The 10,137-nt window shown below is 72.4% G+C and carries 11 protein-coding genes; 5 read left to right on the top strand and 6 right to left on the bottom strand.

All coding sequences use genetic code 11. The features are described 5' to 3' along the window. Window positions 1-144 precede the first annotated feature (144 nt). The 3 genes from QZ433_RS14930 to mnhG are packed head-to-tail and all read left to right on the top strand — an operon-like array spanning window position 145 to window position 1,393. The gene (locus QZ433_RS14930) at window positions 145-753 is read left to right on the top strand and encodes a Na+/H+ antiporter subunit E (RefSeq protein ID WP_295784968.1); all 609 of its coding nucleotides are present in this window, start codon (window positions 145-147) and stop codon (window positions 751-753) included. Next, window positions 750-1,016, top strand: coding sequence for a monovalent cation/H+ antiporter complex subunit F (locus tag QZ433_RS14925; RefSeq protein WP_295784967.1), 267 nt, complete (start codon window positions 750-752; stop codon window positions 1,014-1,016). The genes QZ433_RS14930 and QZ433_RS14925 overlap by 4 nt, the downstream gene beginning before the upstream one ends. Further along, on the top strand, window positions 1,013-1,393 hold the full coding sequence (gene mnhG, locus QZ433_RS14920; RefSeq protein ID WP_295784965.1) for a monovalent cation/H(+) antiporter subunit G: 381 nt from the start codon (window positions 1,013-1,015) through the stop codon (window positions 1,391-1,393). Before QZ433_RS14925 ends, mnhG begins: the two co-directional genes overlap by 4 nt. 7 nt (window positions 1,394-1,400) lie before the next feature. Here the strand turns inward: mnhG and QZ433_RS14915 are convergent, their stop codons facing one another. The 3 genes from QZ433_RS14915 to QZ433_RS14905 all read right to left on the bottom strand — a co-directional run bounded on the left by QZ433_RS14915 (window position 1,401) and on the right by QZ433_RS14905 (window position 4,289). Next, window positions 1,401-1,943: an SRPBCC family protein gene (locus QZ433_RS14915; RefSeq protein ID WP_295784963.1), complete on the bottom strand. Its 543-nt coding sequence runs from the start codon at window positions 1,941-1,943 to the stop codon at window positions 1,401-1,403. Between the two features lie 137 nt (window positions 1,944-2,080). Beyond that, window positions 2,081-2,788 carry an ABC transporter ATP-binding protein gene (locus QZ433_RS14910; protein ID WP_295784961.1) on the bottom strand — a complete coding sequence of 236 codons (708 nt, stop codon included), beginning with the start codon at window positions 2,786-2,788 and terminating at the stop codon, window positions 2,081-2,083. 31 nt (window positions 2,789-2,819) lie between these two features. After that, window positions 2,820-4,289, bottom strand: coding sequence for an ABC transporter permease (locus QZ433_RS14905; RefSeq protein WP_295784959.1), 1,470 nt, complete (start codon window positions 4,287-4,289; stop codon window positions 2,820-2,822). 133 nt (window positions 4,290-4,422) lie between these two features. Between QZ433_RS14905 and QZ433_RS14900 the strand changes: the two genes are divergently transcribed. Then, the gene (locus tag QZ433_RS14900) at window positions 4,423-5,145 is read left to right on the top strand and encodes a response regulator transcription factor (protein WP_295784957.1); all 723 of its coding nucleotides are present in this window, start codon (window positions 4,423-4,425) and stop codon (window positions 5,143-5,145) included. After that, on the top strand, window positions 5,142-6,626 hold the full coding sequence (locus QZ433_RS14895; protein WP_295784939.1) for a HAMP domain-containing sensor histidine kinase: 1,485 nt from the start codon (window positions 5,142-5,144) through the stop codon (window positions 6,624-6,626). Before QZ433_RS14900 ends, QZ433_RS14895 begins: the two co-directional genes overlap by 4 nt. 82 nt (window positions 6,627-6,708) lie before the next feature. On the opposite strand, the gene QZ433_RS14890 is transcribed toward QZ433_RS14895, so the two are convergent. From QZ433_RS14890 to QZ433_RS14880, 3 genes are read right to left on the bottom strand one after another with little or no spacing between them, the layout of a single operon-like run. After that, a complete protein-coding gene (locus tag QZ433_RS14890; RefSeq protein ID WP_295784937.1) occupies window positions 6,709-8,646 on the bottom strand; it encodes a YhgE/Pip domain-containing protein in 1,938 nt (645 codons plus the stop codon). Then, a complete protein-coding gene (locus QZ433_RS14885; RefSeq protein WP_295784936.1) occupies window positions 8,643-9,251 on the bottom strand; it encodes a hypothetical protein in 609 nt (202 codons plus the stop codon). The genes QZ433_RS14890 and QZ433_RS14885 overlap by 4 nt, the downstream gene beginning before the upstream one ends. After that, window positions 9,251-9,859, bottom strand: coding sequence for a TetR/AcrR family transcriptional regulator (locus QZ433_RS14880; protein WP_295784933.1), 609 nt, complete (start codon window positions 9,857-9,859; stop codon window positions 9,251-9,253). The genes QZ433_RS14885 and QZ433_RS14880 overlap by 1 nt, the downstream gene beginning before the upstream one ends. Between the last annotated feature and the right edge of the window lie 278 nt (window positions 9,860-10,137).

Here is a 10,137-nt window from a genome sequence, read left to right as displayed (position 1 = left end):
GACGGTCGCCACCGCCGGCATGGTCATCGTGACCCTCTCGCTGACGGTGTTCGCCGGACCGCTGCTCGACGCGTGCCTGCGGGCGGGCGAGCGGATCTACGGCGGGGTCACCCTCGTGCAGCTGCAGGATGCGGAGGACCCGCGATGAGCCCGACCCGCCGCGCGCAGGTGTCGCTCTTCCTGCACCAGCTGCCGCTCCTGCTGTGGCTGATCGCCCTGTGGATGCTGCTGTGGGGGCAGTTCACGTGGCTCGCCTTCGTCACCGGCCTTGTGATGGCGGTCTTCGTCACCCGCGTCTTCCGGCTGCCCCCGGTCGAGCTCTCGGGTCGCATCAACCTCTGGTACGGCCTGATCTTCGTCGTGACGTTCCTGGGCGCCGTCGTCAAGGGTTCGCTCATCGTGGCGTGGCAGGTGCTGGACTTCCGACGCCAGCCCGGGGCGGCGATCATCGCAGTGCCCCTGCGCGTCGACGACGACGTGATCATGGCGCACACGGCGGTCACGGCATCCCTCATCCCGGGATCCCTCATCGTCGACGTCGATCGCGAGAACCGCACGCTGTTCCTGCACACCATCGGGGTGCGCAGCGACGCGGATGCCGAGCACCAGCGCCGCATCGTGCTCGGGTGGGAGGCGCGCATCACGCGCGCGGTCGGCTCGAAGGAAGAGCTGCAGGAGCTGCGCGCCCGCATCGCCGACAGCTCGACCCACCACGCCGTCGAGACCCCGCGCGACGGGAGGACCCTGCTGTGAACGCCCTCGTCGCCGTCATCCTGATCGTGTTCGCCGTCGCCGCGGTCCTCGCGCTGATCCGCCTCGTGATCGGACCGTCGATCCTGGACCGCGCGGTCGCCGCCGACGTGCTGCTCACCGAGGTGCTGTGCATCTTGGGCGCCGACATGGTCATCAACCACCACACGCGTTCCCTGCCGGCGATGCTCATCATCGCGGCGATCGGGGTGTTCGGTTCGATCGCGGTCGCCCGCTTCGTCGCGCGCAAGGAGAACCCGCGATGACCCTCGATGCCGTCCTCGACACCGTCGCGCTCGTCCTGGTGCTGATCGGCGCGGTACTGTGCCTGACCGCCACCATCGGGCTGCTGCGGTGGCGCGACGTCCCCACGCGACTGCACGCCGCGACCAAGCCGCAGGTGCTGGGTGTGCTGGTGATCGTCCTCGCGGTCGCGCTGTCGGCCCGCGCGTGGGAGGTCGTGGCCTTCGGCATCCCGATCGTGCTCATCCAGTTCGCGACCGCCCCGCTGGCCGCTCACATGGTCGGGCGCGCGGCGTACCGCAACCGCACGACCGATGAAGAGGGTCTGTTCATCGACGAACTGCAGCACCGCACGGAGCAGCCCGGCTCGACCGGAGCCGAGACGCGGCCGGAGAGCTGAGCGGGACTCACACGTCCGCGTCGCGGGCGTCGCGCTGCGCCTGGGGCGAGGGCGTTCCCTCGCCGGGATCCGGGGTCCGGCGTCGGTGGTTCAGCTCGCGTGCCTCGCGCTCCTGACGCCGCCCCTCGGCGAGGAAGGCCAGGCGGTTCAGGCACTCGTGGTTGCGCAGCACGAGCAACGGCTTCCACAGCACCGAGGGCAGGAGTGCCGCCGCCCCCGAGACGGGCTCTTCGGCGATCGTCACGGCGATGCCGACCGGGTGCGGGCGGGCCTCGATGCGCAGCACGCCGCGACCCAGGATGCCGGCCTCGGGTCGCAGGCGCATGCGCCGCGGCGGGTCCCACTCGACGATCTCGCTCTGGTCGTGGATCATCACGGGCCACACGCCCAACGAGTGGTGCAGTTGCGCGCCCTCGCGCGGCCAGTCCCCGTCGACGTCGCGCATCCGCGCCGCACCGACCACCCACACCGGGTAGAGCCATCCGTCGGACAGGACGGCGAAGAGGTCGTCGGGGGTGCAGCGCATCAGTCGGGTGTTGCGGGCGGCCATGGCATCCCTCCGGTCGGCGTGCTCCGACTGTAGGGGGTGGGCGTCGAGGGAGGTGAGCCCCTTGACCGGGGGGTGGGGGGCGCACGCGGGAGACCCGGGGCCTGCACGGGTGAAGGCAGGACTCCGGGCCGGTGGGATCAGCCGTGCGTGATGTCGGCCACCACCCCTTTCGCCAGGCGCAGGCGGCGACGCGCCCGACGGGCGACGGCCGAGTCGTGCGTGACCACGATGAGGGTCAGCCCCTCGGCGTTGAGCTGCTCGAGCACGTCGAGGATCTCGTCGCGCATGCTCTCGTCGAGGTTGCCGGTGGGCTCGTCGGCGAGCAGCACGCGGGGCTGCTTGGCGACGGCCCGGGCGATCGCGACGCGCTGCTGCTGTCCGCCCGACAGTTCCCCGGGCCGGTGGTCGGCACGGTCGGCGAGACCGACGCGTGTGAGCGCCTCGGTGACCCGCCGGTCGCGCTCCGCACGGTCGAGGTGCAGCGGCTCGAGACCCATGTCGACGTTTTCGACTGCGGTCAGGGTGGGGATGAGATTGAAGCCCTGGAACACGAAACCGATCTCCTCGGCGCGCAGGCGGCTCAGCTGGGCGTTCGAGGCCGTCGCGATGTCGACCTCGTCGAGCGTCACCGACCCGGTCGAGGGGCGGTCGAGCGCGCCGAGCATCTGCAGCAGCGTCGACTTGCCGCCCCCGGTGGGGCCCTGGATGGTGACGAAGTCGCCCGCCGCGATCTCGAGATCGACGCCCGCGAGGGCCTGCACGGTGCGGTCGCGTTGGCGGTAGGTGCGCGCGACTTTCGTGAGGCGGTATGCGGTGGCGGTGGAGGGGGGAACGGTGAGGGTCATGATGTCTCCTTCGAAGGACGGGGGATGCCGCTCACGCGACCGAACGGAGGGCGGCGGCGGGGCTGAGGCGAGCGGCGCGCCATCCGCCGAAGGCTCCGGCGAGGACGCCGCCGAGCACGGCGATGCCGACCGCGGCCAGCACGACCACGGGGGTGACGGGGGCGCTCAGCACGATGTCGGTGGCCTGCGCCGCCGCCTGCCCGAAGCCGCCGGGGCCGCCGGCGCCGGGACCCCCCTGCCCTCCGGGACCGCCGGAGGTGCTCGCCGCGACCGAGACGGTCGGCGAGATGACGTTGACGAGCAGGATGCCGCCGAGCCCGAGGATCAGGCCCGCGACGCCGCCGAGCAGGCCCTGCACGAGAGACTCGCCCGCGACCTGCCGGACGATGCGCGCGTTCGACCACCCGATCGCCTTCAGGGTGCCGAACTCGCGGGTGCGACGGGCGACGCCCGAGATCGTGAACAGCACCGCGAGGGCGAGGGCGACGAGCAGCACAACGAGGCTGAGCCACGTGCCGAGATTCGAGATCATCGTCGACGCGCTCGAGAGCGATCCCGAGACGGTCGAGGCGAGCTCGGACTGCGAGCTGACGGTCGCGTCCGGAAGCGCCGCGGTGATCTCGCTCTGCACCTGGTCGATGGCATCCGCCGAGTCGGCCTGCACGTACACGGTCGACACCACGTCGCCGACGCCGGCGAGCGTCTGGGCCACGTCGAGGGGGAGGTAGACGTTCGCGGCGGTGTCGGCGTCGGCTGAGGCGGAGGCGACGATCCCGACGATCTGCATCGCCGTGCCGCCCACGTCGACGGTGCCCCCGACATCGAGGCCGGCGCTCGCCGCGTAGGTCGCGTCGATCACGGCGACGTTCGTTCCGGCATCCGCTGCCTCCAGGGCACGACCCTCGCTGACCGTGACGGACGAGAGGGGACCGGCGGATGCCGCCGGGTCGACGCCCAGCACGCTGAAGGAGTCCACGCCGAAGGCGCTGCCGCCGTCGCCGCCGGGTCCGCCCGCCGGGGGTTCGCCCATGCCGCCGCCCTGCGACGCATCGGTGCCGGTGTCGCTGTCGGCGCTGCGGTCGGGGATCTCGCCCGAGAACGTCGTGTTGGTCAGGGCCAGGGCGCCCGTCGCCGCGGACACACCGTCGAGGCCGGTCACGGTGCTCACGGTCGAGGCGTCGAGCGTCCCGCGCATCCTGTCGGTCATCAGGCGCGACTGGCTGAGGGTCGTGGTGCCGTCACTCGAGGCCCCGTCGTCGGCGCCGAAGTCGAAGCGCGGTCCGCCGCCGCCCTCGCCCGGCTGGGTCTGCGCCCCGGTGACGGTGAGGTCGGTGCCGACGCCGTAGACCGACGACAGCGCCTGCGACTGCGCGTCGCGCACGCCCGCCGACAGGGCGTTGACCACGATGACGAGGGCGATCGCGATCGCGAGCCCGACCGCGACGATCACGGTCTGTTTGGTGCGGCCGGCGAGTTCGCGCCGCAGGTAGGTGCCGTACATGCTTCTCCTTCCGGACGCGGGGTGCGGCCGTCGGAGTGACGGTAGGAACGGCACCCTCACCGCCGCCTCACGGTGTCTATGAAACGCCTATGTCGCCGTGACAGGACCGCGGAGGGCGGGCATGCTGGCATCCATGACCTCGCGACCCGCCCCCCTGCTGCGCCCCGACGGCTCGCCGATCCGCGCGCTCGTCGTCGACGACGAGGCCAACCTGAGCGAGCTGCTGCGCATGGCGCTGCAGAACGAGGGGTGGGACACCCGCACGGCCGCCGACGGTCAGGAGGCGCTCGCCGTCATCCGCGACTTCGACCCGGATCTGCTCGTGCTCGACATCATGATGCCGGGGCTCGACGGCATGGGGTTGCTCGCGCGCGTCCGGGCCGCGGGCAATGACGCGCCCGTGCTGTTCCTGACGGCGAAGGATGCCGTCGAAGACCGCATCGCGGGCATCTCGGCGGGTGCCGACGATTACGTCACGAAGCCCTTCAACCTCGAGGAGGTCGTCGTGCGGCTGCGCGGGATGGCCCGGCGCCACGTCGCCGCGGTCGCCGACGCCGACCCGCGCCTGCGCGTCGGCGATCTCACGCTCGACGAGGAGGCGTACGAGGTCGAGCGCGGCGGCATCCCGGTCAAACTGACCGCGCGCGAGTTCGAACTGCTGCGCTACCTGATGCAGAACCCGCGCCGCGTGCTCAGCAAGGCACAGATCCTCGACGAGGTGTGGAGCTACGACTTCGGCGGCGACGGCAGTCTGGTGGAGATCTACATCTCGTACCTGCGCAAGAAGATCGACACCCTCGGCGAGCCGCTCATCCACACGGTGCGCGGTGTCGGCTACGCGATCAAGGCGTCATGACCGCGTCGGCCGGGTCGCGGCATCCGTCGCCGCGCCGGCGATGGACGCTGCGTCGCACCCTCGTCGTCGGCACCAGCCTGCTCGTCGCGCTCGCCTTCGTCGTCATGAGTCTCGCGACGATCGTGTCGCTGCGTTCCTTCGCCCTCGACCGCCTCGATCAGCAGGTGAGCGAGGGGCTGTCGTTCGTGGCCGGGCGCGGGTCGTTCGAGAACCGCGGCGGATCCCCACCCGCGCCGAATCAGGGGCAGGGGCAGGATGCCGATCGCCCCGCGCCGCGGATCGGATCGCTGCAGGCGGTGGTCGCCGCCGACGGCACCGTGCGCACCTCCGACTACACCCGCAGCGACGGTACGCAGGTGCAGCTGACCGCAGAGCAGGTGGCCCTGCTGCGGGCCGATGTGCCGACCGACCGCACCCCGGTCACGATCGACCTCGGCGGCGACCTCGGGTCGTTCCGGATCGCCGGGGCCGAGGTCGACGGCTCGACGGTGTTCGCGGGCAACTCCGAGGCGGACGTGTCGGCGACCACGACCGCGCTGACCGTCATCCTGCTCGCGGTGAGCGCGGCGACCCTGCTGATCGCGGTTCTCGGTCTCTCGCTCTTCGTCCGCCGGAGCCTGCGCCCGCTCGATCGCGTGGCCGAGGTGGCGCAGCGCGTGTCGACGCTCTCGCTCGCCGCCGGGAGCGTCGAGATCCCCGACCGCGTGGCCGCCGCCGACACCGACCCCGTGACGGAGGTGGGCCGTGTCGGAGCGTCGCTGAACGGCCTCCTCGGTCACGTGCAGTCGTCCCTCACGGCCCGCCAGCACAGCGAGGACCAGCTGCGCCGGTTCATCGCCGACGCGAGCCACGAACTGCGAACGCCCCTGTCGAGCATCCGCGGCTACGCGCAGCTGTCGCTCGGCGAGGACGCGCCGATGACGCCGACGCAGGCGCGCTCGTTCGACCGGATCGAGTCGGAGGCCACGCGCATGGCATCCCTCGTCGACGACCTGTTGCTGCTGGCGCGCCTGGATGCCGGCCAGCCCCTGCGCCGCGAGGAGATCGAGCTGACGCTGCTCGCGGTCGACGCCGTCAGCGACGCGCAGGCGGCGGATGCCGCCCACGTGTGGCGCGTCGACGTCACCGACGACCTCATCTCGGTGACGGGCGACGAGAACCGTCTGCGGCAGGTGGTGGCGAACCTCCTGCGCAACGCGCAGGTGCACACGCCGCCCGGCACGACCGTCACGCTCTCGCTCGCGCGCGACGGCGGGGAGGCCGTGCTGCGCGTCGCCGACGACGGACCGGGCATCGACCCCGCGCTCGCGGGGCGCTTGTTCGACCGGTTCGCGCGCGGCGACGACTCCCGTAACCGGGATGCCGGCAGCACGGGCCTCGGCCTGTCGATCGCGCAGGCGATCGTCGAGGCGCACGGCGGCAGCATCGCGGCCGAGAGCGAGCCCGGGCGCACGGTGTTCGAGGTGCGGCTGCCGATGTGACAAGGGGAGGGGGCTGAGCGTGTCGACGTCACCGGGCTCTGGGGGTGCCGGTCCCTTCGACAGGCTCAGGGACCGGACCGCCTCAGCCGATCAGGCTCGGCTGCAGGTCGCGCAGCGTGCGGTGGTGCGTCATGCGCGTCACGCCGATCGCCGCGAGCAGCACACCGCCGACCATCCACGCGCCCAGCACCAGCAGATCGGGTCCGACGCGCGAGACGTCTCCCCCGTACATGACCTGGCGCATGGCATCCACGACGTATCCCATCGGCAGCACGTGGTGCAGCGCCGCCAGGGGAGCGGGAAGGGTCTGCCACGGGAAGGTTCCGCCCGCCGTCACCAGCTGCAGCACCATCAACACGAGCCCGAGGAACTGCCCCACCGAGCCGAGCCACACGTTCAGCGCGAGCACGATCGCCGCGTACGTCGCCGAGGCGAAGAGCAGGATGCCGAGGGCGGCCCATGGATTCGCGAACGAGAACTGCAGCGCGATCGCGAGCACCGTGAACAGCCCGACCATCTGCAGGGCGCCGAGGCCCGCGGGCGTCAGCCAACCCGCGAGGGTCACGCGGACGGGGGAGCGCAGAGCCGTGATGGCGCGCTTGGAGACGGGCTTGACGATGAGGAACAGCGCGTAGATGCCGATCCAGCCGGCGAGGGCGGCGAAGAAGGGGGCGAGGCCCGCTCCGTAGTTCTGCGCCTTCGTCACCGAGCTCGTGCCGACTGCCACGGGGTCGCTGATCGCCGCCGCCTGGGCCTGGCGCGTGGCGTCGTCGGCGTCGGGGATCCGATCCACACCCGAGGCGAGTCCGTCGCGCAGCTGCGTCGCCCCGTCGGAGAGCTGACCGATACCGCTGTCGAGCTGCGCCGCGCCGTCGCGCAGCTGCGCGGAGCCGTCGCGCAGGGCGGATGCTCCGGATGCCGCGATCGCGGCGCCGTCGGCGAGGGCTGAGGCGCCGTCGGCCGCCGTCGCCGCGCCGGACGCGACGGTGGCACTGCCGGCGGCCACCTGCCTGGCGCCGTCGTCGAGCTGGTTGATCTGGTCGACGGTGCTCTGGACGCGTCCGTTCGCGGCCTCGAGACGCTGACCGACCGGATCGAGGCGCGAGAGGATCTCGTCGATCCGAGTCTGATCGAGACCGGCGTTCGCGAGGGCCGCCGCGATGTCGGCGCGCGCCTGGGGCAGTTGCGCCGCCGCGTCCGAGGCGACGGAGCCGACCTGGCGGGCGGCCGCGTCGATGCGGTCGACACCGCCCGCGACCTGCTGCGCACCGTCCGCCACGCGCGCGGCGCCGTCGCGCAGCTGCGCGGTCCCGTCTCGCAGCTGGTTCGCGCCGGCCGACAGCTGCGCATTGCCGTCGGCGAGTTTCGCGGCGCCGTCGGCGAGGGTCGTGGACCCGCTCGCCAGCTGCGTCGAGCCGTCTTTCGCCGTGCCCAGACCGTCGACCAGCGTCGTGGCACCGGTCGTGGCATCCACGAGGCTCACCCGGATCTCGTGCAGGGCGTCGAGCAGGGTCCCCCCGGCCTCGTCGATCACCTTCTGCGCGACCGAGGTCTGGATCTTCGCGACCGCCTGCGTGCCGATGGTGGAGGCGAGGTAGTTGTTGGCGTCGTTGGTGCGCAGCTCGATGTCGGCCTGGCGCGGGGTGTCGCTCGAGAGCGAGGCCACGGCATCCGTGAAGTCGGCCGGCAGGGTCACGATGAAGTCGAAGTCACCGGCCTGCAGCCCCGCGTCGGCCTGATCGGCCGACACGCGGTGCCACTCGAACGTGTCGCTGTCGAGCAGCTGCTCGGCGGCCTCGTCGCCGAGGTTGCGCTGCTCGCCGTTCACCTCGGCGCCCTGGTCGTCGACGACGAGCGCGACGGGGACGCTGGAGAGGTTGCCGTAGGGGTCCTGGTTGGCCCAGAGGTACAGGCCGCCGTAGAGGATCGGCACGGCGAGCAGGGCGATCAGCGCCAGCACCGACATGCGCGTCGAGGTGAGACGCCGCAGTTCGGCCGTGATCATCTGCGGGATCTTCATCGCGTCGCCTCCTCGGCGTCGTCGAGCAGGTCGATCGCGGTGCGCGACGCGCGCCCGGCGATCACGAGCACGGCGTACCCGCGCTCGGCGAACTCGCGGGCGATCCGCCACCACCCGAGGGGTTCTCCCCCGTGACGGTCGGGCGCGACGAGCACGAGGCCCTCGACGTCGGTGCGCAGCGCCGCGAGCTCGAGCAGCAGGCGCACGCGCGCGGCGGGGTCGACGTTGCCCACGGGAAGCGACGCGATCGACTCGAGTCCGATCTGCTCGAGCCATCGTGCGGCCGCGAAGGGCGTCGGTGCGTGACCGGCGAACATGAGTTCCTCGGCGACGACGCCGGTGACGGTGACGTTCGGTTCGGGCTCCGACACGATCGGGGCGTCGACGAGCGCCACGCGCCGGCGGATCGCGCCGCGGTCGGCGCGTCCGTCGATCGTGACGGTGCCGGCGTCGACCTTCATGCGTCCGGATGCCACCAGGCCCAGCACCGTGGGACGCTGCTCGGTCTCCGCGACGACGAGGGTCGCGGTGCCCGTCTCGTAAGCGGTCGTGGTCTCGGGAAGGGCGCTGCGGCCCTTGGCGACGGCGTCGACGACGATCTTCATCAAGCCTGCGCCTCCAGGTCGGGGTGCTGCGCGAGGATCTCGCGCGCCTCGGTCCACGACAGTCCGGCCATGCCCAGCACGGCGCACACCGCGATGGCGCGCGCCGTCGAGGACTCGGCATCCACCCGCGAGACGACCATGCGACCGGTCTCCTCCAGCAGGCGGGCCAGGGTCGGTGCCGGCAGGTCGGTGCGCAGCTCTCCCGCCTCCTGCCCACGCCGCACGATCGCGTCGATGCGGCGGCGCAACGGAGCGAGGGCCGCCGAGGTCTCGGGCAGGTGCGCGTCGTCGAGGGCGAGGGCCGCGGCGGCCTGCACGTGCGCTGCTTCGCGCCAGAGCTCGGATGCCAGACGCGCGAGCGCGACGCGGGAGTCGGTGTCGTCGACGTCGTCGGCGATCGCGTTGAAGCGGGCGGCCCCCGCGGCGATGACCTCGCGCACGATCGCGTTGCGATCGTCGAAGTGACCGTACAGCGCACGGCGCGAGAGGCCGGCGCGGCGGGCGATCGTGTCGATCGAGGCGCGGGGGTCGTGCCCGATGGCGGCGGTGGCCGCGTCGAGGATGCCGGCGCGGTTCTCGACGGCGTCGCGGCGGGTGGGGATGCTCACGGGTCGAGTGTACTCCGAAAGTGCACAGGTGTGTGCAACTTAAGCCCGGTGTCCCCCGGGTAGCGGGCCAGCGAGTCGCGGCGGCGGGGTCGCGGCGGGGGCGGCGGGGGCGGCGGGCCCCGCTCCCGGCTGAGCCGCCGCAACACAGGAGTTTCGCGGCGAACGGGCGGGATCACCCCTGTCCGCCCCACCGTCGGTGCTGAACTCCTGCGTTGTGTCTCGGGAGACGCGCCGGATGTCCCCGGCCGACCGCGGCGAGACCGCGGGGAGGCGTGGCG

Origin of the sequence: uncultured Microbacterium sp. (assembly GCF_913776565.1) — a bacterium.
Classification (GTDB): domain Bacteria; phylum Actinomycetota; class Actinomycetes; order Actinomycetales; family Microbacteriaceae; genus Microbacterium.
This window is presented reverse-complemented; position numbering and strand designations above follow the sequence as displayed.